This window comes from uncultured Bacteroides sp., from assembly GCF_905207245.1.
Classification (GTDB): domain Bacteria; phylum Bacteroidota; class Bacteroidia; order Bacteroidales; family Bacteroidaceae; genus Bacteroides.
Window position 1 is genome coordinate 13,162 of sequence record NZ_CAJLKP010000056.1, and the last position, 26,629, is coordinate 39,790.

Annotated in this window: 24 protein-coding genes and 1 tRNA gene; 9 read left to right on the top strand and 16 right to left on the bottom strand. The window is 45.9% G+C overall.

Annotation, left to right across the window (positions count from 1 at the left end; all coding sequences use genetic code 11):
* Positions 1 to 84: 84 nt before the first annotated feature.
* From ffh to QZ135_RS16290, 4 genes are all read left to right on the top strand, one after another.
* Positions 85 to 1,404: a signal recognition particle protein gene (ffh, locus tag QZ135_RS16275; RefSeq protein ID WP_294611558.1), complete on the top strand. Its 1,320-nt coding sequence runs from the start codon at positions 85 to 87 to the stop codon at positions 1,402 to 1,404.
* A 174-nt stretch (positions 1,405 to 1,578) separates the two neighbouring features.
* On the top strand, positions 1,579 to 2,460 hold the full coding sequence (gene folD / locus QZ135_RS16280; RefSeq protein WP_294611560.1) for a bifunctional methylenetetrahydrofolate dehydrogenase/methenyltetrahydrofolate cyclohydrolase FolD: 882 nt from the start codon (positions 1,579 to 1,581) through the stop codon (positions 2,458 to 2,460).
* Between the two features lie 72 nt (positions 2,461 to 2,532).
* The gene (locus tag QZ135_RS16285) at positions 2,533 to 3,669 is read left to right on the top strand and encodes a CapA family protein (protein ID WP_294611562.1); all 1,137 of its coding nucleotides are present in this window, start codon (positions 2,533 to 2,535) and stop codon (positions 3,667 to 3,669) included.
* Between the two features lie 92 nt (positions 3,670 to 3,761).
* Positions 3,762 to 3,835, top strand: a tRNA-His gene (locus tag QZ135_RS16290).
* A 71-nt stretch (positions 3,836 to 3,906) separates the two neighbouring features.
* Here QZ135_RS16290 and QZ135_RS16295 read toward each other — a convergent pair.
* The 4 genes from QZ135_RS16295 to QZ135_RS16310 are packed head-to-tail and all read right to left on the bottom strand — an operon-like array spanning position 3,907 to position 8,892.
* Entirely contained in the window at positions 3,907 to 4,776 is an 870-nt protein-coding gene (locus tag QZ135_RS16295; RefSeq protein ID WP_294611564.1) for an AraC family transcriptional regulator, read from the bottom strand.
* Positions 4,777 to 4,805: 29 nt separating this feature from the next.
* Positions 4,806 to 6,446, bottom strand: coding sequence for an MFS transporter (locus QZ135_RS16300; RefSeq protein WP_294611567.1), 1,641 nt, complete (start codon positions 6,444 to 6,446; stop codon positions 4,806 to 4,808).
* Positions 6,447 to 6,450: 4 nt separating this feature from the next.
* Entirely contained in the window at positions 6,451 to 7,542 is a 1,092-nt protein-coding gene (locus tag QZ135_RS16305; RefSeq protein ID WP_294611568.1) for an HlyD family secretion protein, read from the bottom strand.
* Between the two features lie 24 nt (positions 7,543 to 7,566).
* Positions 7,567 to 8,892, bottom strand: coding sequence for a TolC family protein (locus QZ135_RS16310; RefSeq protein ID WP_294611570.1), 1,326 nt, complete (start codon positions 8,890 to 8,892; stop codon positions 7,567 to 7,569).
* Between the two features lie 422 nt (positions 8,893 to 9,314).
* Here QZ135_RS16310 and QZ135_RS16315 point away from each other — a divergent pair, with 422 nt between their 5' ends.
* A complete protein-coding gene (locus tag QZ135_RS16315; RefSeq protein ID WP_294611572.1) occupies positions 9,315 to 9,614 on the top strand; it encodes a hypothetical protein in 300 nt (99 codons plus the stop codon).
* A 487-nt stretch (positions 9,615 to 10,101) separates the two neighbouring features.
* Here QZ135_RS16315 and QZ135_RS16320 read toward each other — a convergent pair whose 3' ends face one another.
* From QZ135_RS16320 to QZ135_RS16350, 7 genes are read right to left on the bottom strand one after another with little or no spacing between them, the layout of a single operon-like run.
* Positions 10,102 to 10,641, bottom strand: a complete 540-nt coding sequence (locus QZ135_RS16320) for a cupin domain-containing protein (protein ID WP_294611574.1) — start codon at positions 10,639 to 10,641, stop codon at positions 10,102 to 10,104.
* 13 nt (positions 10,642 to 10,654) lie between these two features.
* A complete protein-coding gene (locus QZ135_RS16325) occupies positions 10,655 to 11,500 on the bottom strand; it encodes a flavodoxin (RefSeq protein WP_294611576.1) in 846 nt (281 codons plus the stop codon).
* Between the two features lie 20 nt (positions 11,501 to 11,520).
* Positions 11,521 to 12,069, bottom strand: a complete 549-nt coding sequence (locus tag QZ135_RS16330) for a flavin reductase family protein (RefSeq protein WP_294611578.1) — start codon at positions 12,067 to 12,069, stop codon at positions 11,521 to 11,523.
* 29 nt (positions 12,070 to 12,098) lie between these two features.
* Entirely contained in the window at positions 12,099 to 12,515 is a 417-nt protein-coding gene (locus QZ135_RS16335; protein ID WP_294611580.1) for an antibiotic biosynthesis monooxygenase, read from the bottom strand.
* Between the two features lie 3 nt (positions 12,516 to 12,518).
* Complete coding sequence (locus QZ135_RS16340) at positions 12,519 to 13,526, bottom strand: amidohydrolase family protein (protein ID WP_294611582.1); 1,008 nt, start codon at positions 13,524 to 13,526, stop codon at positions 12,519 to 12,521.
* Positions 13,527 to 13,531: 5 nt separating this feature from the next.
* Positions 13,532 to 14,341 carry a carboxymuconolactone decarboxylase family protein gene (locus QZ135_RS16345; RefSeq protein ID WP_294611605.1) on the bottom strand — a complete coding sequence of 270 codons (810 nt, stop codon included), beginning with the start codon at positions 14,339 to 14,341 and terminating at the stop codon, positions 13,532 to 13,534.
* A 42-nt stretch (positions 14,342 to 14,383) separates the two neighbouring features.
* On the bottom strand, positions 14,384 to 15,328 hold the full coding sequence (locus QZ135_RS16350; protein WP_294611584.1) for an aldo/keto reductase: 945 nt from the start codon (positions 15,326 to 15,328) through the stop codon (positions 14,384 to 14,386).
* 180 nt (positions 15,329 to 15,508) lie between these two features.
* On the opposite strand from QZ135_RS16350, the gene QZ135_RS16355 reads away from it, so the two are divergent.
* Complete coding sequence (locus QZ135_RS16355; protein WP_294611586.1) at positions 15,509 to 16,402, top strand: helix-turn-helix transcriptional regulator; 894 nt, start codon at positions 15,509 to 15,511, stop codon at positions 16,400 to 16,402.
* A 267-nt stretch (positions 16,403 to 16,669) separates the two neighbouring features.
* Entirely contained in the window at positions 16,670 to 18,307 is a 1,638-nt protein-coding gene (locus QZ135_RS16360; protein ID WP_294611588.1) for a DUF4080 domain-containing protein, read from the top strand.
* A 34-nt stretch (positions 18,308 to 18,341) separates the two neighbouring features.
* On the opposite strand, the gene QZ135_RS16365 is transcribed toward QZ135_RS16360, so the two are convergent.
* Positions 18,342 to 19,232 (bottom strand): Rpn family recombination-promoting nuclease/putative transposase, encoded by an 891-nt coding sequence (locus QZ135_RS16365; protein ID WP_118422927.1) that lies wholly within the window; start codon positions 19,230 to 19,232, stop codon positions 18,342 to 18,344.
* A 332-nt stretch (positions 19,233 to 19,564) separates the two neighbouring features.
* Between QZ135_RS16365 and QZ135_RS16370 the strand changes: the two genes are divergently transcribed.
* Both QZ135_RS16370 and QZ135_RS16375 read left to right on the top strand, forming a co-directional pair.
* Positions 19,565 to 19,981 carry an HU family DNA-binding protein gene (locus QZ135_RS16370; protein ID WP_294611592.1) on the top strand — a complete coding sequence of 139 codons (417 nt, stop codon included), beginning with the start codon at positions 19,565 to 19,567 and terminating at the stop codon, positions 19,979 to 19,981.
* Between the two features lie 44 nt (positions 19,982 to 20,025).
* Entirely contained in the window at positions 20,026 to 20,583 is a 558-nt protein-coding gene (locus QZ135_RS16375; RefSeq protein ID WP_294611594.1) for a pentapeptide repeat-containing protein, read from the top strand.
* Here the strand turns inward: QZ135_RS16375 and QZ135_RS16380 are convergent.
* The 4 genes from QZ135_RS16380 to QZ135_RS16395 all read right to left on the bottom strand — a co-directional run bounded on the left by QZ135_RS16380 (position 20,560) and on the right by QZ135_RS16395 (position 26,444).
* Entirely contained in the window at positions 20,560 to 22,056 is a 1,497-nt protein-coding gene (locus QZ135_RS16380; RefSeq protein ID WP_294611596.1) for an ATP-binding protein, read from the bottom strand. The two genes, QZ135_RS16375 and QZ135_RS16380, sit on opposite strands and share 24 nt — an antisense overlap.
* A 254-nt stretch (positions 22,057 to 22,310) precedes the next feature.
* Positions 22,311 to 24,047 carry a helix-turn-helix domain-containing protein gene (locus QZ135_RS16385; protein ID WP_294611598.1) on the bottom strand — a complete coding sequence of 579 codons (1,737 nt, stop codon included), beginning with the start codon at positions 24,045 to 24,047 and terminating at the stop codon, positions 22,311 to 22,313.
* Positions 24,048 to 24,051: 4 nt separating this feature from the next.
* Positions 24,052 to 24,489 carry a transcriptional repressor gene (locus QZ135_RS16390; protein ID WP_294611600.1) on the bottom strand — a complete coding sequence of 146 codons (438 nt, stop codon included), beginning with the start codon at positions 24,487 to 24,489 and terminating at the stop codon, positions 24,052 to 24,054.
* A 5-nt stretch (positions 24,490 to 24,494) separates the two neighbouring features.
* The gene (locus tag QZ135_RS16395) at positions 24,495 to 26,444 is read right to left on the bottom strand and encodes a heavy metal translocating P-type ATPase (RefSeq protein WP_294611601.1); all 1,950 of its coding nucleotides are present in this window, start codon (positions 26,442 to 26,444) and stop codon (positions 24,495 to 24,497) included.
* Positions 26,445 to 26,629 lie beyond the last annotated feature (185 nt).

Here is a 26,629-nt window from a genome sequence, read left to right on the forward strand (position 1 = left end):
CAAAAGGAGGTATATACAGGGATTTTTTGTACTTTTGCGCCTCAATAAGAGTAATTTGTAATTTATAAATAGAATTATAGCATCATGTTCGATAATTTAAGCGAAAGACTGGAAAGGTCGTTTAAAATTCTGAAAGGTGAAGGAAAAATCACCGAAATCAACGTTGCGGAAACCCTGAAAGATGTGCGTAAGGCACTGTTGGACGCCGACGTAAACTACAAAGTAGCCAAAACTTTCACAGATACCGTTAAAGAAAAGGCATTGGGACAAAACGTGCTGACAGCCGTGAAACCCAGCCAATTAATGGTGAAAATCGTGCACGATGAACTGACTCAGCTGATGGGTGGTGAAACGGCCGAGATCGATTTGGAAGGAAAGCCTGCGGTTATTTTGATGTCCGGTCTGCAAGGTTCGGGTAAAACGACGTTCTCAGGTAAGCTGGCACGGATGCTGAAAACGAAAAAGAACAAGAAGCCGTTGTTGGTGGCCTGTGACGTGTACCGCCCTGCCGCTATCGAGCAGCTACGCGTACTGGCAGAACAGATTGGAGTTCCGATGTATTCAGAACCGGATAGTAAAAATCCGGTAAAAATTGCGGAAAATGCAATTCAGGAAGCTAAAGCAAAAGGATATGATGTAGTTATCGTCGATACCGCCGGCCGACTGGCTGTAGACGAAGAGATGATGAACGAAATCGCTGCCATCAAGAAAGCGATTAATCCGAATGAAATTCTTTTCGTGGTAGACTCCATGACTGGTCAGGATGCCGTGAATACAGCCAAAGAATTTAACGAACGCCTTGACTTCAACGGTGTGGTACTGACGAAGTTGGATGGTGATACCCGTGGTGGTGCCGCTCTTTCTATCCGTTCGGTAGTGAACAAGCCGATTAAGTTTGTCGGTACCGGTGAAAAATTGGATGCTATCGACCAATTCCACCCCTCACGTATGGCAGACCGTATCCTCGGTATGGGTGACATCGTTTCACTGGTAGAACGCGCGCAGGAACAATATGATGAAGAAGAAGCAAAACGTCTGCAAAAGAAGATTGCCAAGAACCAATTCGACTTCAACGACTTCCTGAGTCAGATTGCTCAAATCAAGAAGATGGGTAACCTGAAAGACTTGGCTTCCATGATACCGGGTGTGGGTAAGGCTATCAAAGATATCGATATTGATGACAATGCATTCAAAAGCATTGAAGCTATTATTTATTCCATGACTCCGGCAGAACGCAGCAACCCGGCTCTTCTGAATGGCTCGCGCCGTCAACGCATTGCCAAAGGTAGTGGTACAAATATTCAGGAGGTAAATCGCCTGTTGAAGCAATTTGACCAGACTCGCAAGATGATGAAAATGGTGACAGGCAGCAAAATGGGCAAAATGATGCCAAAGATGAAATAATAAAGATAAACTGCAAGCATACCAATCCCGCTAATTTCATATTTCAAATGAAGTCAGCGGGATTGTTGTTATATTCGGTTATTTGCTCTATATTTGCGATGCATGAGTTTCTGAAAGAATAGTAAATGACAGAAATAGTATAAGATAAATTATAACTAAAACAAAAATATTGATATGACATTAATTGACGGAAAAGCAATCTCGGAACAAGTGAAACAGGAGATTGCTGCTGAAGTAGCGGAAATTGTGGCGAAAGGCGGTAAACGCCCTCACCTTGCTGCAATTCTTGTAGGTCACGATGGTGGCAGTGAAACATACGTTGCTGCCAAGGTAAAAGCATGTGAAGTTTGCGGATTCAAGTCCAGCCTTATCCGTTACGAAGCGGATGTAACGGAAGACGAACTTCTGGCTAAAGTACGCGAGTTGAACGAAGATGCAGATGTAGACGGATTTATTGTACAACTCCCATTACCCAAGCATATCTCTGAGCAAAAAGTGATTGAAACTATCGATTATCGTAAAGATGTAGACGGGTTTCATCCCATCAATGTGGGACGTATGTCTATTGGACTACCCTGCTATGTATCGGCAACTCCTAACGGTATTCTTGAACTACTGAAACGCTATCAAATAGAAACTTCGGGTAAGAAGTGTGTAGTATTGGGACGTAGTAATATCGTCGGCAAACCGATGGCAGCACTGATGATGCAGAAAGCTTATCCGGGAGACGCAACCGTAACCGTATGCCATAGTCGCAGTAAAGACTTGGTAAAAGAGTGCCAGGAAGCCGATATCATCATCGCTGCATTGGGACAACCCAACTTTGTAAAAGCTGAAATGGTAAAAGATGGTGCCGTAGTTATTGATGTAGGTACTACGCGTGTCCCGGATGCCACAAAGAAATCAGGATTTAAACTGACTGGTGACGTAAAGTTCGACGAAGTAGCTCCTAAATGTTCATTCATCACTCCCGTACCGGGTGGCGTAGGGCCGATGACTATCGTTTCTTTAATGAAGAATACACTGCTGGCTGGTAAGAAAGCTATTTACCAATAATCCCGAATACCGGAAGAAGACGATTATGCCCATTTGGCTTCTTCCGGTATTTATTTTAACCTACTAATGGTTATGAGAAGAACACTCCCCTTCGCATTACTTTTCTTTTTTGTATCATGCAATAGTGTGGCACAAGAACAAACAATGTCCGAAGCTTCTGACACAATTCCTCCTGCCAAAATCACATTATTATTTGTCGGTGACTTGATGCAACATAAGGCACAACTTGAAGCTGCGCATACAAACCAAGGGAACTATGATTATTCTCCATGTTTTTCTCTCGTAAAAGAACAAATAAGTAAAGCTGATATTGCCATTGCCAATCTCGAAGTTCCTTTAGGTGGAAAGCCCTATGCAGGCTACCCAGCTTTCTCTGCACCAGATGAGTTTTTATATACCATCCGGGATGCCGGTTTCGATGTTCTATTAACCGCAAACAATCATTGTCTGGATCGAGGAAAGAAAGGACTGGAACGCACTATTCTGATGTTGGATTCTCTACATATTGCATACGCAGGCACTTATAGGAACAAAGAAGAACGACAGCAACGTTATCCGTTACTTATTCATAAAAATGGATTTCGCATTGCCTTCCTTAATTATACCTATGACACTAACGGAATCAAACCCACCTCTCCCAACATAGTGAACTACATAGACAAGACGGTCATGCAGCAGGATATTGATACCGCCCGAACATGGCAACCCGATGCTATCATAGCCTGTATGCATTGGGGAAATGAGTACCAGTCTCTTCCCAGTCAGGAACAACGGCAGTTGGCAGATTGGTTATTGGAACAGGGGGTAACGCATATCGTCGGTTCACATCCACATGTCATACAGCCAATGGAGCTACGCACCGATACTCTTGCTGGAACACAACATGCCGTAGTCTATTCTTTAGGGAACTTCATTTCTAATATGAGTAAGGTAAATACTGACGGTGGTCTCGTATTCACATTAGAATTGGAAAAAGACACAGTTACTTCAGCTATTCCCAATATTCGCATTCGCCATTGCGGATACAATTTGGTATGGACAGCACGTCCTACTCTCACCAAAGAAAAAAATTATATTATCTATCCAGTTGATTCCACATCTATTTCAAAGCTTCCGGAAGTAGCACGTAACTCTCTGAATATCTTCGTTAAAAACTCTCGAAAGCTCCACCAGCAACACAATGCAGGCATTAGGGAAGATAAAAAATGATGCAAATATCTACAAAAATATTCCTCTAAATATTTGCAGTATCAAAGATAATACCTATCTTTGCACCGCGTTTGAGAAATGACGCAAACATGGTGACTGTAGTTCAGTTGGTTAGAGCGTCAGATTGTGGTTCTGAATGTCGTGGGTTCGAGTCCCATCAGTCACCCAAAAGATATCCTCATAAGATAAATACTTATGAGGATTTTCTTTTATTTATATTCACTCTTTAGTTGCAAATCAAGATTTCCTCCGATACTGCTGCGGAGATGTCCCTGTCTGTTTCCTGAAAAACGTACCGAAGTAGGAAGCATTAGGAAAGTTGAAGTAATCAGATATTTCCTGTATGCTCTTCTGCGTGTTCTTAAGCAATGAGATGCTCTTGCGGATAATGGCTTTGAACACCAGTTCCTGCACCGTATATCCGCAAATCGACTTGGACAATACGGAGAGGTACTTAGGTGACAAACAAAGTTTATCTGCATAAAACTCCACACCGCGTTGCTCCATATAATGCTTTTCAATCAACTGAATCAACCGTATGAAAATATCATGCTTATGCCCTACCGATGCTCTTTGCGTGATAAGTTTACGGTTATAGATGGAACAGAGCCGGTACGTCAGCCCCAGCAAAAGTAACTTCTGCTCATAATTATTGAATGTATTTTCCCCTATCTGCAACGTGTTGTCCAGAAGAGATATATATTTCAGAACTTCATTCTCTTCACCTGTACTCCATACATAACATGGCTCCGTAGCAAGTTGCGAATAGAGATGCATGGAAGTCACACAATTGCCTATAATGTCACGTATCGGCTCTGTCTGGTAGACAAGAATAAATACTTCTGCATCTTCCGACTGACGACATACCTGAAAGACAGAACCACCGGGAATAAAAAGAGTTTCATTCGCTTTGGCCGAAAAATCCTTCTGATTCAGAGTAAACATAAAACTTCCCTGACGGCAAACCACCACCCCCACTCCATTCACTTGAAACGGTTTCTTCAATGACTCCGGAAAATCATGAAGCATACCTTCCGAACTACAAACATCTTTTCCACTTAATAATGCATGGTTAAGACGATACAAACGTTCCTGCTGAGTATCCATAATATCACAAGCTATATTAAAAAACAGTGCTAAGTTACTAATTTCCGCTTAGGATAAGGAATAATCAGTACAAATATCATACAAATAAGGCAACCGTATATAGTCCAGCCTGCCATTTCCTTTACGGCAGACAGGGTGGCCTGCACCTGAATCCGCCCTTTGGTAGACATTGCCGCCATATTGATCGCGTCCTGCTTGCTCTTTCCCTGATATTGCATGCCTTGAACAGTCTGAATAAACGAAGCGGAAGCCTCGGGATGAAGCATATCCACATTTTGCGCATAACGGGTGACATAATGTTGCTGACGCTCCTGCAATATATTCGAGTAAAGAGCGCCTCCGATGCCGGGTCCCAACACCATACGCACGGTAAGCATGACGCAAATCCAAGTAGAAAGGTACTTATAGGGCATGCGTTGCGTGGCATAAGCAGCCGTCAGGGCATAAAGGAACATCATACCCGTGGCACGGATAATGACCGGATACTTCATCCGCTCGTATAATCCGGCACTCTGCACTTCGAAGTACATGAATACTGCCGACAATCCGAGAAACAGGAAGCCGGCCGCAAACAGGTACTTGAAATGTACTCCCTTGGAGCCCAATATCATAGAAGAGATAGCACCAATGGCGTAACCCGCCATACACCAGTTGCCCAATGTCGCATTCTGATAATTATCCAATTTCATACCGACACCCGTAAACACATTGACAAACATGGCACTCGAATTGAATATCATCAGCAACAGATAAAGCAAAATGCCCATACGAATGGTACGTAACTTAAAGACATCCAACAGGAAGTAATGCGAATGGCGGTTCTTCTCCATATAGAAAAAGACACAGGCAGATACAACCGCAACCAGGGTGGCAGTGCGGATGGACGCATCATCGTACCAATCCAAGACCTTGCCATAAACCAGCACATAAGTGATGCACACCAATGTAATGCAGAACACCGCCACATTGCCGAACTGCCTGAAGTTGATAGGAAAGCGGCGCGTAGTAAACTTATGATAAGGCATTGTGATAAAGATAACCAAGATGGAAAGCAACACCGTACCCATCATAAAATAATACACATACTGCCATTCATATTCAAAAGCCAGCCATGCCGTTAGCGATGTGCCCAATTGCCCTAAAATCATAAAGAACAGGTAAATACCCGGTTGGCTGACGCATCGGTCAATATCCAGTTTGTTCCAACCCTTATCATCATCAGGTTCCAGTCCCGGAGTGATGTTACGGGTAGCTTCCATTCCGGCAGCGTACTTGATAAGCGTAAACAGATTGACCATCATCAGCACCATCCGCAGGAAGCCCATGAGCAGACTGCAAAGCGCCAGAATAAATATACTGTCCGTCTCCGCACAGATATAGCTAAAGACATACATGAGCGAGAACCCCGCCAGACACATCATCTTCTCCCGGCGGATACACATCAGGCGATACAGGAAAGGAGCGAAAGCCGCCATTCCGATGGAAGTGACGAAATTAGTGAACTGAATATGCTCGGAAATGATGCCCAATCCACTCATCATCTCGGTGCTGTTGACAGAGTAAACGCCACCCACCGTAAGGATGGGGATAAAGAGCAACAACATGATGATGATGCCTACCGGTTTAGGCACCCAGTTGTAGAAGGGATAGTTTTTAGGGTACGAGGGCATGGCGTCAGAGTTTAGCTTTCACAACTACCATCATACCTGCCGCCAGTCTCCCATTATCTTCCTTGGAGAGATTGGTGAAATCGATACGAACCGGTATGCGTTGCTGTATCTTCACGAAGTTTCCGGCAGAATTATCAGTGGGAACCAACGAATATTTAGAACCCGTAGCCCCCGAAATAGCCGTAACAGTTCCTGTAAATTCTCTATCGCTGATGGCATCCACCGTGATAGCCACCTCCTGCCCAAGATGCAGATTCTCAATCTGGGTTTCTTTATAATTGGCAACAATCCACTTCTGCGTATCGGGCAAGATGTAAGTGATGGTCTGCCCTGCCGAGATGAATTGACCTTCCTCCAAGGCACGGCGTCCCAACTTTCCGTCACAAGGGGCTACAACCACTGTATAAGACAGGTTCAGCTTAGCCATTTCCAACGCAGCCGTTGCACGCTGAATGGCAGCCTCGGTACTCTCACGACGATGAGACACTTCGTTCACTCCCGAGAGAGCCGCCTTCCGTTGACGTTTCACGGCTTCCAGTTTCTTGTGTGTGGCCTCGTATTCCGTTTCTATCTGCTCCAACTGAATGGGAGTTGCAGCGTTCCGTTTCACCAGATTCTCATAACGCTGGCGGTCTTTCTCCAGTTTGGCCAAACGGATTTCTATTTCAGAGATGGAAGCATCGTAGACGGATGCGGTGGTCTGTGTGGTCTGCAAGGTGGCTCCAATGACGGTGGCGCCTGCCTGTGCATCTTTCAGGGCGGCTTCCGCTTCCATAACGCGGATTTTATATTCACGGTCGTCCAATACAAGCAAGGTGTCTCCCTTGCGAACTTCCTGGTGTTCGGTGAAATAAATCTTCCTGATATACCCCGAGGCACGCAGATTGACGGGAGATATATACTGTTCTATTTGGGCATCGTTGCTGGTTTCGGTCTGCTTGTAATCCAGGAAGAGACAGACCACCTGTATGACTCCCCAAATCATGACACCTATTCCCAACAGGCTGATTACGATTTGCCAACGGCGTAATTTTCTCAACTTCTTTGCTTTCTCCTGATGCGTACTGGATGCGCTATTATTTTCTACTGTTTCCATATTCGGATGTTATTGATTAACTTGTTATTTGACTAATGATTCTATTTGCCCGGTCAGTTTCAGCAACATAAGGTTGGTCACCCGATAGTTGTAGTGGGCGCTGATGTAGTTGTTCTGGGCTTCGCTCATCCGCATTTCGTCTTGCAGCACTTCGGTCATCGAGGTGATGCCTTCGCGGTAGCGGTCCATAGTGACGGTATATACATCTTCGGCGAGCAAATAATTATCTTTCTGCTTTTTGAAATTCCGCTGGTTGTTCATCAGGTCGTTGGTGGCATTCAGGTATTGGGTCTGCAAATTCTTGCGGGTGTTCTCCTGTGCCAGTTTGATGTTTTCGATATCGATGACGGCTTTCCTGGTTTTATAGCGTTTGTCCAGACCATCGAAGATGGGGACACGCAGCGAGAGCCCTAAGCCATAGGAACGGTACCAATGACCGGAAGGACCGGAATGAAACCAGTGGTAAGCCTTATCGGTGTAAGCGGAAAACATCCAGTTGCCCGTCAGATTCAGGGAGGGGATGTATCCGTAACCAATCATCTTCTTCTGCTGCTCCGCCAGTTGCCGTTGCGATTGCAACAGTTGGAGTTCGTACAGGCTCTCCGAAAGTCCGGTCAATGCTACGGGGGTGATGGTTTCGGTATCCACCGGCACTAAGGCTATTTGTTTTTCTGCAGGATAATCGATGATGTATTTCAGCAGGTTCAGTTGCTGTTCCAGCATGGCCTGTGCATTGTCATACTGTACTTTCAGGTTTTCGAGATTGATGCTCACCCGTTCCACATCGACTTCCATTGCCATTCCGTTGTCATAGAAGGCCTGCGTGATGCTCTGCAATTCTTCAAGACGGGTGATATTGGCTTTTATCAGTGCGATTTGCTCGGCGGTGACCTGCCCCAGGTAATACATTTTGCAGACTTGCAGGATAAGGTCTTCCCTCGCCTTTTCGTAGGTGAGGCGGTTCATCTCATCCATCGTCCGCGCAATGGAGATACTGGTGTAAAGGGTTTGGTTATAGAGTGGCATTTGGAACTGCAATCCTGCGTTGGCACTGTATTGCAGGGTATGAGTCACATTGTAGGGATTGCCGTAAGCTGAGCCGTCGGTGACGGAGACAGGTGGGTCGATGTTATCATTATAATTAGCAAAACCATTGATTTGGGGCAACAACCGTGCCCGGTTCTCGGAGATGCCATACCTTCCCTTTTGTATCTCTTTCCGTTTACTTTGCAGGGACAGGTTGTTCTCGATACCTATCTTCAGACAGTCTTCCAATGCCAGGGTATCTTGTGCGCCTGCACTCGCAACGGGCAGGCAGAAAAAGGAAAAAATGAACAGTAGCCTTCTCATAACAATTATTTGATATTTGGAAGCAAAGTTAGCGGGTTAGTGCAAAAGGATGCTGTCTATATATCGACTGTTTATGTTCACATTTTCCCTTTTTACAGGGGGAGGGCTAGTTTATATAATAACAGAGGGCTAAATGATAATTTATCGAAATGAAGAACTAAGAATGAAGAATGAAGAACTAAGAATGAAGAATGAAGAATGAAGAATGAAGAATTACCTTGCGGCATGCTTGCATAGCGCAGCCAAATTCTTCATTCTTCATTCTTCATTCATCATTCTTCATTAAATTATCATTCATAATGCAAGCTAACCAGAAACATCTACTTATATAAAAAATAGCAAATGCAGGAAACCATAAAAACGTTTCAATTGTTACTTAAAAAATAGCATGACAACATGTATAACTAAAATAGAAAATGATTATGGAAACAAACAAAAAACTAATCGCAGTCGTAGAAATTGGTGGTGACAAAGCAGTTCAATTCTGGGCAAGAGCCGACGACTTGGCACAGCAATACAATGAAAAGTCAACGGATATAGTTTATACAGTGGTGAAACTTCCCGACTCTGATAACCTGTTCCGCTTCTTTGCCACTTCAAAAGAAGAAATGACGCAGGAAACTTTGCTGGAATGCAGCCGTAAGTTTCTGGATGAATTGCTGACACTGGTTCCCAGCGAATGTGTCAGGATAAAAGTGATTGACAACTCTACAGAACTATAAGCATGAGCAAATAATCTCTATAACAACACACCCCGCTACATTCTTACATAATGTAACGGGGTGTGCTTAGATATGAATGTAAAGGATATAGATATCTCATAATTACAGCAAAAACTTAGGGTCGTTTACAATAAGGCTTCCTTTGAGCCTTTGTGCGGCTTCCCAAGTTTTGCTCACCTTTTTTTCTTCGGCTTCTGCGCTTTAGCTTTGGCCTTTTCTTCCGGTTGCTTTTTTTCTTCTTCCATACTTTCCCGATATTACTAAAACTCTATGCAACCTTACATATAAATCCTCAGATTTTACGTAATTCTGGAATAAATTTCTTATTGCCTTATTCTAAAGGCTTTGGGAGAAGTGCCCGATTTTGAGGTAACGAGTTGGCAACCGTGCTTATTGCTGCGCTCTGCTTGGTTTGTCTTTCAATGTCTCACTCAACAAGGACAAAAATATATCTTTTCTCGAATACGGCAATATGCAAATTCGGGGTTTAATCAAATTTTACTTCATATTGTGCAATATTAATGTTTTTACTTTCTTTCTTGTATTCTGGGTGTAATATGGTGAGAGTATCCTGTTTGTTCAGTGTAGAAGAAGCATATTCTTCGTCTGATACAGCATGCAGTTGGATAACATGGTCTTTGACAGAGTGTTCGGTAACGGTCATACAATAGATGCGTTTTCTCGGAGTGGCTCCATTCCAATGGCGCACATTGGGCGGTGTAACGATAACATCTCCTTTGCGGATGAGCCGTTTTGCCTTACCCTCTTCCTGATAATAGCCCTCACCGTCGAGTACGAGTAAAGTTTGCTCTACATCGGGATGGTAGTGCCAAAAATTACGGCTTCCTTTCTCAAACAGAAAGTGAACTATCATGGTTTCTCCCGATTTTTTCAGCATGGAGATTCTTACATCTCCCGTATTGTTGGCAGAGGGAGCTTTCTGTTCCAAGGGGAAGATTGCCGATTGGCTGGCACAACTGTTTAGCAGTGCTACCACGATTATTACAAATAAAAATTTATGTATCATTCTTCTATTTGTTTTATTCGACTGCAACCCCTATCCGTCCGAGCCAACCGACAAGGGTATCATGTGAGTTATCTGCTGATGAAGAACCTATGCGAAGACTCTCCAAAAAGTCGGCTTCAGGACAAAGTCGGCGGGCATCGGTTACTGTACCGGATATTCCGCTGCTGGCACTTGTGCAGAACAAGGCAATCTTCTTTCCTGATAATAGTGAGGTATGATTATGAAGGAATGCCTGCATCGGAGTAGCCATACGACTGTACCAAAGAGGATAGCCGATAAAAACGACATCATAGTCACTGAAACTGTCCAACTTGGTATTGATGGCAGGATATATTCCCGAATTGTCTATGGCATTCAGTTCCTGCTGACCGACATTCAACATCGTGTTGTAATCCGTTGTATAAGGCGTAGATGGCGTTACTTCTACCATACTACCTCCGATAATGGAGCGCAGTTCATCAGCAACAGATTTCGTATTGTTGCTCCACGTGTAATAAACCACCAAGTAACGTCCTTTTTCAGACGGTTGTGATACAGACTCGAAAACGGCTTGTAATTGAATGTTTCTTGCAGGCATATTGAACGTGTAGGAAATTTCAGTAGAGAGCTGGTTTGAATCCTCATACCAACCCATGAAAGAATAACCGTTGTATGCAGTGGCTGTTACATTGACCTCTTCTCCTACCACGTATGATGTTCGTTCACTTGTAGCCGTACCTCCTTCACCGGCGGTGACTGTGACCATATAATCGGAGACTATGTCTTCATTACTTCCATTGGAACAGGAAGCGTTTACCAAAGCAAGCAGCATGATAATAAACAGGCCGCAAATCGAACTCTTTAACTTTTTTAGTTTCATATTTTCTGATTTTATTTACATTATTCATTCTTGCCTATTGTCTTACACTTGCCTGTCCGCTCACCTGTGCGCAGGTAGGTATAGGTCGGCATCTCAAAAAGTACGGGTTTTAATTCATCGTAATCTATTTTTCCCGATTCATTCAGCACATTCTCGTCAGCGTATGTATCAATGATAGAACAGATGAAGTTATCGAAGTTATTCAACACGTAATTATCTTCGACCTTACACTCCATTACTACCGGAGCATCCTTGATGACAGGTGTACCGCCATCGCCCATAAAATAGTCGAACACTTCGCTTTTGTCTGTTTTCTCTCCGCTTACCGTGCCTACATAATCAGCTTTGGGAAGCATGTCTTCGTCCACGATATTTACCGAGAATTTCATAGTCTCTTTGATGCCTTTGTTGGTGTAGTGTTTCTGAAAGAGGCTTACCATAATGTGGTCGTGACACATGATACCCACATGTCCTGCCAACATCCAGTTCACCTTGCCATTCACCATCGTGCCTATTACGATGGTGGGAGTAGGATAAAGTGCCAATACACTTCCGATATTCTTTTTCATATTTTTGTCCGTTTGATTCTCATTCTTATCTATTTGTTTTTGCCTGTTCCCGTTTTTAAGAATATCTGCGACATACTTGTCGGGTCGAGGGCATTCATGTCCACCAAGTCCAAACTCTTAACCATGTGGAGCGTTCCTTGCTTGTAGGTTTGAAAATGCGTTGAAACGATGTGCTTCCGGTATGCCTCCATCGAAGCATAGATTTCCACAATCCGGATTTGATGCTTGTCACGTTTCGTCTGCATGGGGAATATACACACCACCCCCGTCTCTTCTTTTACCGAAGTGGCACCTACATTTCTTGCAGCTTCAAGATATTCATAGAGATACTCGGGATAGACTTCTATCTCGGATATTCTGATTAACATACTGTCCGTCACTTGGTTTTGCGCAAACCCCGTTAATGAACTTATCATCATGAGTAGAATAATAACTTGTTTTTTCATTTTTTACTTCTGTTTGAATAATCGTTTGGCATTGTTCCCCCATATATCTTCCGTGTGGACTCTGAGCATATCATTGGCCTGCAATTTCTGAATAAGACTTTGCTTTACCTTTATCAAAATGTCATTTGGCACAAATCCGAAATCAGAACCATACATAATGTGGCCGGGCGTGGTGATAGAGAGAAGCATTTTGAGTATTTCCGCTGTCGGCCCTCCTGCCAAGTCATAATAAAGATTAGCCAGATTCTTCTCCACATCCACTTTGTTTGCCAATCCTTTTGATATGAGCAGAGGAAGTGCGGCACGGAATCGGGGCAGGGCGATAGGCAGGAAAGAACCGCTATGTGGCACAATGAACCGAATGTTGGGATAGCGAACCATCACGTTGTTTACTATCATATTCAGCACAGCCCTTGTGGTCTCGGCCGGATATTCATAAACGAATATCGGGCCTCCGGTAAAAATGTTTTCAGGACGTTGTGCCGGAACATGCGGATGAATTATCACCACGGTACCACGTGCATTCAGCACTTCCATAAGCGGGTCGAGCTTACTGTCGCCCAGATACAAGCCACGAACGTTTGTGGCAAGTTTGATACCATCGGCCTGCAGGGTGTCGAGCGCATAAATCGCTTCGGAAATGGCTCTGTCCATATCAGGAAGAGGCAGCGATGCACAAAACAGAAACTTTCCCGGATGAGAAGTTTTAGCCCGTGCAGCCTCTCTGTTGACAGAGCGGATAATCCGTGCCGATTCTTCCGTATTGCCGAAATACGGTTGTGGCGAGGGCATGGTAAGAACCGAGCAATCTATACCGGCCTCTTCCATAAAAGCGAGATGCGCCTTTACGCTCCACTCCGGTAACGGATAACCATCTTCCATTTCGGCATGATGACGCTTCAACGCATTCATGTAATCAGTCGTCACGATATGCGAATGGACATCTACCACTTGTTGGGCAAATGAATTTGCAGACATCCATAGCCCCAAAAGAAGCAACATGTATTTCATTGACTTCATTCTTTCATAAGTTTGCCATATTGTTCATCATCCACCGCTTCGAGCCATTCGTTGCTCGTATTCTCGCCGTAAACCTCTATGGCAAGGTGGGCAAACCAGCTGTCGGCGGCAGCTCCGTGCCAATGCTTTACACCGGCCGGGATATTTACCACGTCACCGGGGCAAAGAACCCGTGCCGGTTTTCCCCATTCTTGATACCAGCCTTTTCCTGCCACGCAAACAAGAATTTGTCCGCCGCCTTTTGTCGCACGATGAATGTGCCAGTTGTTGCGACAGCCCGGCTCGAATGTCACATTGTAAATGCCCACTTGCTTGGTTGATAAAGAAGCTAAATAGCTTTGTCCGATAAAATATTTTGCAAAAGCATCGTTAGGTTGCCCCATAGGGAACATCATCTCACGTTCAAAGGCCGCTTTCGCATCTGCCGCACTGCCGCTTTCTTCGTTCCATACTTCCTTAGCCAGGCGGAATGCAGCCCAAGCCTTTGGCCAACCTGCATAGAAACTGATATGAGTAAGCACCTCGGCTATCTCGGAACGACTGATACCGTTATTCTTGGCACTTTGCAAATGATATTTCAAGGATGAATCCGTAATGCCCATACTTACCAGACAGGTTACTGTAATCAGGCTACGGTCACGAAAGCCAAGCTTGTCGGTTCTGTTCCACACTTCTCCAAAGAGTACATCATCGTTAAGTTCTGCAAACTTAGGTGCAAAGTCGCCCAACTGGTCACGACCTGCCGTCTGCTTTATTTTTTCTTGCCCGTTCATTGTTATGGCTGTTAATGATAGCATGAAGGCCATCGTTATTGTTTTATAATTCATAGACATCTGTTTATTATTGTATTAGTACATAGGATTTTCCCAAGCCCCTTTGGTGTTAACTCCTGTCTTTGCTGCCAAATTCTCCAAAAGGGTCGTTTCTTCACTATTCAGACTAATAGTCGCAGCTGCTACTGTTTCGGCTATATATTTCGTTTGGGTAACCCCGATAATGGGTAACGTATTTTTGGCAATGGCCCATGCTATTGCTATTTGCGAAATCGTTGCATTGCGTTTGTCAGCCATCTCTTTCATGGCATAAAGCAAAATATCAAGTTTGGGAAGCATTTTATTGTAGGTTTCCCCACGGCCGCTACCTTGTGGCAGAGGATTCCGAACGTTGTATTTACCCGTCAAAACTCCTTGTTCCAGCACCATGTAGGCAAAGAATGTAATGCCATTCCCCTTGCAATAGTCCAATATTCCGGCCTCTTCCGATGAGCGATAGAGCAGGCTGAAATGATTCTGCACGGCAGAGATATGAAATCCTTCAGCTGCAAGAATTTCGTCGGCACGTTTAAGTTCGGAAAGATTGTGGTTCGATACGCCAACGCTTTTCACCTTACCACTTCTTAGAAGAGGAATCAGGTCGGGTGTCCACCGTTCTACGTCAGCCGGATTGTGAATCCAGTAGATGTCGATATAATCCGTACCGAAACGTTGCAGTGACGCATCACACATTTGTTCCATCGAACCACCGTACATTCCGGCAATCTGTGGTGTGAATTTGGTAGAGAGGATTACATCTTCACGGTTGAAAGCACGTGTAAAACTCCCGAGAATATCTTCTGATGCACCCATGCCGTAAACGGTAGCTGTATCCCATAAGTTTAAGCCATTTTTCATAGCCTCCTCAAACACAGGTTTCAAGTCCTCTGCCTCCAGATGATTCCCGAATACTTGGTCGCCTCCTGCGGCACCAGTGCCCCACGACCATGTTCCTAATGCGATTGTCGGTAATTTCTTCATTATTCTTTTCGTTTTTTGGTTTGAAACAATTTTGATAATGCAAAATTAGGGAGTTTCAATCACTTGACTGCTATACACATTACAGAACGAACGACCATTTTTACGGATTATGCGCTGTACCGTATCAGTTTCATTATAAATCTATTACTTTTGTGGCAAAATAAATAAAAGAAAGTACGTATGGAAAGAATTGCAAGGATTGATACCATTCATCAATATAATGAATACATGGGAGTGGAAACATTGCATCCGCTGGTTAGCGTAGTTGATATGTCGAAATGTCCGCCCAGAGAATTTCATCGTATCAACTACGGGCTGTATTGCATTTTTCTGAAAAACGTAACATGCGGCCCGTTGCGCTATGGTATCAACTACTACGATTATCAGGACGGGACTATTGTGGCGGTGGCTCCCGGACAAATATTCGGAGTGGAAAGCAATGAACCTATCCAACCTAAAGGTTGGGCATTGGTTTTTCATCCGGACTTACTCTATGGAACGGAACTGGGACAGACTTTGAAGGAGTATACTTTTTTTTCGTATGATGCCAATGAAGCCCTTCATATATCCGAAAAGGAACGTGAAATCATAGAACAATGTTTCAACAACATTCTCACTGAATTGAACAGGGAGATAGATGCACATACCAACAGCCTCGTAGCACGCAGTATCGGAATGTTGCTGGATTATTGCATGCGCTTTTATGACCGTCAGTTCATCACACGGCATAAAGCGAACAGCGATATTCTGAGCCGATTTGAGAGAGTGCTCTCTGATTATTTCCTTTCCGGCCGTCCTCGTCAATTAGGTTTGCCTACCGTGTCTTATTGTGCGGATAAAGTCTTTCTCTCGCCCAATTATTTCGGAGATTTAATAAAGAAAGAAACAGGAAAGACAGCACAGGAATACATTCAATTGAAGATTATAGACCGGGCCAAACAGTTATTGGGAGAAGGAATACTGTCTATTAACGAGATAGCGGATGAATTGGGATTTAAATATCCAACCCATTTCACCCGTTTATTTAAGAAGACGGTAGGTGTATCTCCATCGGAATATAGATTGGGTTGTTAATTAATGAAACAGGTTATGACAGAATATGAATAATGTCTTGAAGGGCTACCGTTTGACGGGGCTGAGAAAGTAATGGTAGATATGGCTGTTCATGCTCGTAAGTGCATGAAAATGCTTCGCAATTTAGATTTTGATGATTCTGAATCAAAGGCAGAAGAGCGTACTATGCAAACGCTTTATTCATAAGCCATTCTGTGCCATTTTTTCCTTTATATTCGTTTATTCCAGAGATTTAAAGTAATTTCGCACGAAATAAAACAAACCAGCATGAAAATCCTCTGGCTCGACCTGAACAGTTCATACGCCCACTCCTCACTGGCACTCCCCGCACTGCATGCACAGATAGCCGACGACGACGCCATCGAATGGGACATCGTATCCGCCACCATCAACGAGAATGTGGGCATGGTAGCGGGCGAAGTCTACCGCCGCCGTCCCGACCTGCTTGCCGCCACCGTCTGGTTGTTCAACCACGAGCAATTGTTGCACATCATTTCAAGAGTAAAAGCCCTGCTGCCCCAATGCTGCATCGTATTGGGCGGACCGGAATTCCTGGGAGACAACGAATTCTTCCTGCGCAGCAACCCGTTTGTCAGTTGCGTGTTCAGGGGAGAAGGCGAAGAGGTATTTCCGCAATGGATAACCCACCGCAACAATCCGGCGGAATGGAAGAATATCCCCGGACTCTGCTACCTCGACTCCCACGGAAATTACATCGACAACGGCATCGCCCGCGTGCTGGACTTCCATCACCTCATTCCCCCCGAGAAAAGCCGTTTCTTCAACTGGAGCAAACCTTTCGTGCAACTGGAAACCACACGGGGTTGCTTCAACACCTGCGCCTTCTGCGTCAGTGGTGGAGAAAAACCCGTGCGCACCCTGTCCATCGAAGCAATCCGCGAACGGCTGCAAATCATCCACCGACACGGAATAAAGAACGTGCGTGTGCTCGACCGTACTTTCAATTATAATACCCGCCGGGCAAAGGAGCTGTTGGAACTGTTCCTTGAATTCGCCCCCGATATACGTTTCCACCTGGAAATGCACCCTGCCCTACTTTCCGAAGAGCTGAAAGAGGAGTTAAAGCGTCTGCCCGAAGGGTTGCTGCATCTGGAAGCCGGCATACAAAGCCTGCGCGAGCCGGTGCTTGTGCAAAGCCGACGGATGGGCCGACTGTCGGATGCGCTGGAAGGACTGAAATTCCTGTGTGCCCTCCCCAACATGGAAACGCATGCCGACCTGATTGCCGGACTCCCGCTCTATCACCTTTCGGAGATATTCGAGGACATCCGCGTATTGGCGGAATATGGCGCCGGAGAAATACAACTGGAGTCCCTGAAACTGCTTCCCGGCACGGAAATGCGCCGCAGGGCGGAAGAACTGGGCATACAATATTCCCCGTTCCCACCCTACGAGGTACTGCAAACCCGCGAAATCAATGTGGACGAACTGCAAACCGCGCGACAACTTTCGCGCCTGCTGGATGGATTTTATAATGCTCCTGCCTGGCAAGGTATAACCCGAAGACTGATTTTGGATAACGAAACGTTTCTGCACGATTTTCTGGAACATCTGATACGGATAGGATTGATAGACCAGCCGATGAGCCTGGAAAAACGGGGCCTCATCCTGTATGAGTTCTGCAAGCGGCATTATCCCGAATATCAGTCGGAAGCAAGCATCGCCTGGATAGAGGCGGGCATGTCGCTGAAGAAGCTCCCGGCAGAACGGGTAAAGACCAAGCGGCAAGTTCCTCCCGGACATTGGGAAGTGCTGTATGGGGAATACAGGGAGAACCTCCGGCTTTGTTTCCTGCCGGTCGGCGAGGAAGAAAACCGGGGATATTGGTTCGGCTTTGAGTCGGAGATACAGAAAATAGAGCCGGTGTTCAAGGCAAGAAATTAAATATACAAGACTACTGCTATCGGTTTCACAAAGATCATAAGCCCGCAATCTCTTCGGGAGTCAAACCGGTAGCCTTTGATATTAAATCGACAGAAGTGCCAAGTTGCTTTAAATTACGAGCTATAGAAAAACATTTTTCGATACTACCTTCCTCACGTCCCTCTGCACGCCCTTCCTCACGCCCTTCAGCACGTCCCTCTTCACGTCCTTCTTCACGTCCTTCCAGTCTTGACGCTTCCAATACTGACAAATGCGTGCGATACGCGTTTACGCTTCGCCAATAAAGTTCATTCTCCTCTTCGTTTAGAGAAGATACATCGGCAATTTCTTCAAGCTTCTCGAAGACTGCCTTCCGGGCCTTAAAAGGCATTCGTTTTAGTGTCTCCATATTCTTCAGCACATAAATCCAACGTTCAAAATCATTTTCACATTTCTCTTCTTCTTTATCAAACACCGGCAGAGCGATAAAAATGGGGCGCATCTTGTCGCTGAATAACTGGCCTGTTTCACGGTCGGCAAGAATGATGTCGGTGCGTAACTTAACATTATCCTTGAGCAAAAAGTTCATGAAGAACACACCATATACAGCCTTGATGTCGAACATCCAGTCACCTCTCTGCCCCTGACGGGTAACAGCATGCGACAGGTAAAACAAGGCGCGTTCCCTGAAATAGGCCTGAGACTTATTCTGCATCTCAACAATGATCTTCTCTCCCGTGTCTGTGGTGCAATGAATATCATAAATCAGCGCACGGGCATCCTCCCACTCTGGCAATTGTTCATTGTTCAAAAAAGTAAGGTCAGTAATCACCCGCTCGCCCTTCAATAAGTCATTTAAGAAATCTATCAGTAAGTCCTTTGATATCTCCTGACCGAATATTTTCTTAAAGCCGTAATCGGTAAACGGATTGATAAATCTTCCCATGTCGTTGTTTTCTGTTTCTTAATCTACCCCTGCAAAGATAAACAAATAGCTTGAATAAGAGATAGATTTATACAATAAACCATCAAAAAAACAGGAGAAGGACGAATATGATATTTTTTCATGCTCATTTGAGATTATGCCTTTGCCATGCACAGGTTACGGATTAGTTATGCTATCTTTGCGACTCGGCATACAATCATTGGCATTGATTGTAGGAATCATTGGCATTGATTGTGGCAATCATTGGCATTGATTGTATGCCAAAGATATAGATATGCCCTGTTTAGTCAGGGCCTCAGGCTAGTTGAATCATAAAGGAAGGAGAACTTAATATGCCTTTTTACAAGAAACAAAAATTGAATGGAAAATGGTATCCGAGAGCAGTGACCAAAGGTCATCCTGCTACAACGGATGATGTGGCAAAACGACTGTCGCTTATGTCAACGGTAAGTCCGGGAGACACGTATGCGGTGCTCGTGAATCTGGGTGAAGTTTTGGCAAACCTGATGAGTGCAGGCCGGTCGGTACGGCTGAAAGGCGTAGGAACATTCTACCTCTCCTGTCAGTCATCGAGCCAGGGCGTAGACACGCCCGAAGAAGTAAGTTCGCAGCAAATCACTGATGTAAAGGTATGCTTTATCCCCGAATATAGCCGTCGGCAAAATGGCCAAGTAATCCAACGAACCCTCATCGACCCACATCTGGAATGGATAGACTTAGATGATATAGCGGGCAATGGCAAGAAATAATCCCTTTACAGAAATCAAACAAGACAATCTCCCAACTCCACCATATGGAAAACCAAATCATCGAAAAAGTCGATTTCACCATCGACAAACTGGAACCCAACTACTACGAATGTACCTTCGACAAATGCAACTTCTCCGGCCAGAGCATCGGCAGAGTTATCTTTGAGAGATGCACCTTCAAAGAATGCAACCTGTCACTGGTGAAAGCCAGCAACACCTCCTGGCTGGACGTCCTCTTCACCGACTGCAAGATGACAGGTATCAACTTCACCCTCAGCAACCGCTTCGGCCTGTCCGTGGAGTTCCGCAACTGCCTCCTCTCCTATGCCCTTTTCACCGAAATGAAGCTGAAAGGCACCCGCTTCACACGCTGCGACCTGCAAAATGCCGACTTCATGGAGACACAACTCCCTGAAGCCAAGTTCACCGAGTGCGACCTCTGCTACGCCTCCTTCCACCACACCAACCTGGAAAAAGCCGATTTCAGCACCGCCCGCAACTACGCCCTGAACCCTGCCGCCAACCGCCTGAAGAAAGCCCGGTTCTCCCGCTACGGCCTGGAAGGACTGCTGACGGGATTAGGAATAGAAGTTGTTGATTAACATTTCATTGTGTAATTGAGGAGTGGGTGCTGTAGCACAAGGCAATGTAACCCAAAACGTAGTACCGACACCCACTTCCGAAGCCACCCCAATGGTTCCGCCCATACTCTCTGCTATAGACTTGCAAATGGGCAACCCTAACCCGACCCCTTGCACAAAAGAGTCCACTTTCTCGAAACGGTCGAAAACCACCGGAAGTTTATCCTGCGGAATACCGCAGCCTGTATCTTTCACACTAATCTTGACACCCCCGTCTGCCATGCTGTACGCTATATCAATATGGCCGCTTTGGGTGTTTTTCAGAGCGTTCGACAGGAAGTTGCTCAATATCCGTTTGACATACTGAGCGTCAAGTTCCACCATATAATCCTGTTCCGGTTTATCCACCCGGACATCCAGCTTTCCGCCAGCCTTCATCCTGCACTCGGCGGCACTTTCCACAATGAGGTCCGACAGACAGAACCATGCAGGATACAGTTCAAAGTCACCCGCCTCCAACTTCGAAAGTTCCAGAACATCGTCCACCACCTTCAATAAAAGTGCGTTGTTATGCTGTATCAACTGATTATATTCCTTTTTCTCTTCCATGTCGTCCGTCATAGTCAGTACGCTTGAGAAACCGACGATAGAATTCAACGGAGTACGTATCTCATGGCTCATATTGGCAATAAAGGCAGACTTCAGCCTGTTGGCTTCTTCCGCTTTCTCTTTTGCTTCCCGCAAGTCCTGCTCCAGTGTCTTTCTTTTATCAATCATCAGAGTTCCCCCCACCAGGACAACCGGTTCGCCATCTTCATCATACTGATATATGGCTCCGTAGATTTCCCTCCACGAAAGAGTGCCGTCTTCATCCCGAAACAGGAATTCCTCGTCAAAGAAGTCCGTTTCCTTTCGTTTCAGTCTGTCCAATGCCCGGTGGATGTTCTCCCTGTATTCCGGCAGGATAAACTGCAGATGTTCGTCGGCATCTACTATTCTGTCCGTTCCACCTTCACCATCTCTTTTCCAGGTAATCTCTTTACGCCGCAAATCCCATGTCCACAGCTTCATACCGGTAGCTTTCAACAGCAAGCGATGCTGAATGTCCAGTTGTTCCAACTGACACCGCTTCTCTGCCGCTTCCGTGACGTCCACCGCCGCACTAATCAGCCAGCGGGGCTCGCCCTTGTAGTACAACAACTGCTTATACATATTCAATACATGTTCGCACCCATCAGCCAATATCAGATGCTGAAAGGTGTTCGATTGGCCGGAACGTATCGTTTCCCGGTCTGTCTGTTGAAAGGCGGAACAAATTTCGGGAGGCAGAACACTTGCGTTCTTCCCGATCAGGTCGTCCTGAGAGACACTATATAAATCTTCAGATTTCTTGTTCCAAAAGAGATAGTTACAGTTATCCTTAATGTCCTTCACCGTAGTCGGAATAGGAAGATTATTCAGCAACTCCCGCATCAGGAAATTGTCTTCCTTCATTTCTTCCCACTCTTTTACTGATATGCCATGAAGTTTATACAATCGGAAATAATAGACTACCGCTACAATTGAAACAACAAAAGCAATTTGGATTGCCAGACACAATATAGACATTGTATATACAGATTTTTGCCGTTATTATTTTACAAAGGAATAAAATATCGCAAAAACAACCGATATACAGTTTGTCATACATATAAAGAATTGTCCCCAAATGTATTAAAAAAAGTAATATCACACTGATATACAAGATATTACTTTCTCAATTCTTTCTCTGCATTCTTAAACTCGGAAGGAGTCATTCCCGTCCTTGCCTTGAACAATTGGTGGAAAGTAGGCATACTGTTGATGCCTGACGCTTCGGCAATGGCACGCAATGTATATTCAGGATGTTCCTTCAATAAATGCATGGCATAATTCAAGCGGAGATTATTGAGATACCCGTTCAGATTGGTGTCCGTATTCTCTTTTATCATCCGGGCAAAACGGGTATTGTTCATCTTGACCATCCGGGCAAGTTCTTCTCTCGATATGTCGGCGGACAGATACAGTTCGTCCCGTTTGATGATATAATCCAGCTTGCCGAAAATCATCTTGTTCATCTGGGCTTCCTCTTCGTTGCCGTCGGATGCTTCCGGTTCTGTCTGCCCGGTCTCCGGAAAAGGTTGGTCTTCCGACACTCTCTCGGCATCAGCCTGCAAGCGGTTCATCTCCGTCTGCATGGACATCTGCTCGTTGATGCGCTGCACCAGCACTTGGTTCTTACGCTTGATTTTGCGGTTTTGCAGCCACATGCGCCACAGGAAGAACAGTGATAACAAGGAAACACAGAAGATGAAGACTAATGTAATGGTGCGTATGGTTAGTTGGAAAGCCTGTTCCGCAATGCGGGCTTCCTTCTCGTTCACTTCGTAAAGGTTGTCCAGTTCCAATGCGGCATTGGTTTTATCACGCCGATAGATGCTGTCCGTTATGGACAGGATGGAAGCACGCAGCGCGGCGACTTTCTCATAGTCTTTCAGGGCAAGATAGGCGTCTATCTCCCGTTGCAGAACGCCAACGTACTGGATATTCAAGGTATCTTGCCGGCGCATCAGCTCCTTGAAGTCGCGGCAATGGTCGAGTACGGCCTGATACTGCTTGGTTACGAGCAGGTACGGGGTGGCATCACGCTTGCCGGCAGGAGTGTTATAGGCATGGGTGGACTGGTATTTTTTATGATACTCCTTCCCACGCTCCACATCTCCCAGCAAATGGCAGATGCGAGACAATTTGGAATAGACATATCCGTATTGCTGGTCGAGGAAAGCCTCACGCACTTCCGGATTGCCTTTCATTCCGTCCAACAGCTTCTCACGCTGCAAACCTACCTGCAAGGCATCTTTCAGCCGGTTATCATTAATCAGATATCCCATCTTTACCCCATAGAAGTAGGAGAGCATCGACTTGCTCAGTTTATCTTTCCTGCCATCCAGCAGGGCGATTGCCTTATCGAAAAGCTCATACCCTTCCTCTTTCAATGACAGCATCCATTTGTTCTCGCCCATACAGAAGAGTAACTTACATTCCGACTGCCGGTCGTCGAGCCTGCGTGCCAGTTCCAGCCCTTCAACCGCGTAACGGTTGCTTTCCTTATATTCGCTCAGGGTATGGGAGAGGTCGGCCAGGGTTATGGTCATCTTCAACAAGTGGTCAGGATGGTTCCCGGAGATAGAATCATATACATAAGCCCGGCGGGCATAGTGGAATGCCGATTTATCCTGATACAGGTATGAGTAGACCATGCTACGCAAATCATCCACCATGTATATGGGCAACGCTTGCTTTGTTTCAGCTTCATCCAGCAGTTGCAACGCGCGTTCCGGTTCATCCATATAGATGTCCGTGATATACTGTTCCGTATATATATCCTTTGTTTCTTTATCTCCGCTTGCCAAGGCAGATGCTGACAGAAAGCCTAACAAGAGGAGACATATATAGAAATGTCTCATACGCTCAATCGTCTGTGTCTATTTTCTTATGGACTGCGCAGTCGGCGCAAATCCCCTTGATTACATAATTAATTCCCGTCTGCATGAATCCCTCCGGAAGCGAGACTGACGGGGCGTGCACACTCCGGATGCAATAGGTTTTATGGCAACGCTCGCAATAGAAGTGCATGTGCTGGTCTTCCACCGTACACATGCAGCAGTCTTCGCAAACGGCATACTTCAATGAACCGCTTCCATCGTCCACACCATGTATCAGGTGGTGGGAAAGGAACAGGGTCAGTGTCCGGAAAATAGTGGATTTATCAACCGTATCGAGTTTCTCTTCCAAATCTGCCATGGACACAGCCCGCCTCATCTCCATCATGGTGCGGAGAATCAACAGCCTCATCGCTGTAGGTTTGATATCCCGAAGGGACAATTTATGTAGATATACGTCTTTCATACTACTCAGAACTTCTTACCTAATATGCGGACCGAATTGAGAACAACTAGCAAAGCCACTCCGACATCGGCAAACACCGCCGCCCATAGCGTGGCAAAGCCAAAGGCGCCCGCAATCAGAACCAATATTTTCACGGTGATAGCACCGATAATATTTTGCATCACAATCCGTCTTGTGGCCCGTCCGATGGAAATGGCTGTCGCCACCCGCGACGGTTGGTCGGTCTGGATAACTACATCTGCACTTTCGATAGCGGCATCCGAACCCAGCCCTCCCATCGCAATCCCCACATCACTGAGAGCCAGTACGGGAGCGTCATTCATACCATCGCCCACAAAGGCTACGGACACGTCCGGGGCAGAATTGAGCTGTTCCAGATGGACGGCTTTATCTTCGGGAAGCAGGTCACCGTAAGCCTTGTCAATGCCCAATTCTGCGGCAAAGATATCAACAATCTCTTGTTTATCACCGGATAACATTTGAATATTATCTATTTTTAAAGCCTTTATTTTTTTTATAGCATCCGTGGCATCCTCCTTCAAAGTGTCCGAAAGCAGCAGGCAACCGGCATACTGCCCGTCGATGGCACAGACAACGACAGTGGCCACACAGTCCGTAAGTTCTCCGGGTACGGATATCTTGCGGTCCTTCAACAGGCGGATGTTGCCGACAAGGACTTTGCGGCTCCCTACTTCGGCCTCCAGACCATAGCCTGCCAGTTCATTCAATGTAGTTACTTCCAGAGGTTCCACACCCCGTTCGGCTGCGAAGCGGGCAACGGCTTGTGCCACAGGATGGGTGCTCTTCTTTTCTACGGACAGCACCAGTCGCAGCAATTCATCTTCCGGCAGACCGGCCGCCTGTATGGACGTCACGCGGAAACTACCGGTGGTCAGCGTGCCTGTTTTGTCGAAGACGATGGCATTCACGCGGGTGATGGCATCCAGATAATTGCTTCCCTTAAACAGGATACCCATACGGGAAGCCGCCCCTATTCCTCCGAAATAGCCCAACGGGATGCTGATAATCAGTGCGCACGGGCAGGATATTACGAGGAACACCAGCCCACGATAGAGCCAATCGTTGAATACATAGTCGAAGCCCGGATGCACCGCCGCAACAAGTGCGGGAAGGGCTACTATCAGGACAGCCAGAAGCACGACTATCGGTGTATAGATGCGAGCGAACCGCCGGATAAACAGTTCGGCAGGCGCTTTGCGCTCTGCTGCGTCCTGCACAAGGTTAAGGATGCGTGCCAGCGTGCTGTGGTCGTAAGGTTTCGTCACCAGTATGCGCACTGCCTGTCCGCTGACAATCATACCGGCAAGGACATCACCGCCTGCGGAAACATTGCGGGGCATGCTCTCCCCGGTCAGCGCGGAAGTATCGAAAACGGCCTGCGGGTTTTGCAGAGTTCCGTCCAGAGGGACACGTTCGCCGGGTTTTACTTCAATGGTTTCTCCCACATTGACGTCGCGGGGAGAGACTGTGCGGAGCGTGTTTTCACGATATACATCCACCCGTTCGGGGCGCACATCGAGCAGGCCACGGATATTGCGGGTAGCCTGGTTCACGGCTTTATCCTGCAACATCTCTCCCAGGGTATAGAGTAGCATCACGGCAAGCGCTTCCGGATATTCTCCGATATAGAATGCTCCGAGGGAGGCTAAGGCCATCAGGGAGAATTCATTGAACCAGTCTTTCCGCAAGATGCCCTCCCATGCTTCGCGCATCACAGGAAGTCCCACGGGCAGGAAGCCCAACAGGAACCAGCAGAATTCAACCACCGGATGGCTGAATCCTACCCATTCCTGATGCTGGAAAATGATACCCGTGATAAGGAATATACCTGATAGCACCGGAGCTCCTATCTTACGGATTATAGATTGCTCTTTCTCTTTGCTCTGCGGAGAAGTATGTGTATGTGCACAACAACACTGACATTTTGTTTCCATAATCTTAATCTTATTATTTTGTCCGGTACAAAGGTAAGGGATGGGGAGTGCAACCGGGTTGCAAAAGGCTTATACTTTTTCTTTCGCTTGCCCGAAAGAAAAAGTATCAAAAAGAAAGGGCCCGGGCTCAGTCTACGGTGCTACTCCGGTACTGCCATTCGCAGACGGGGCTCAAACTCGCTACG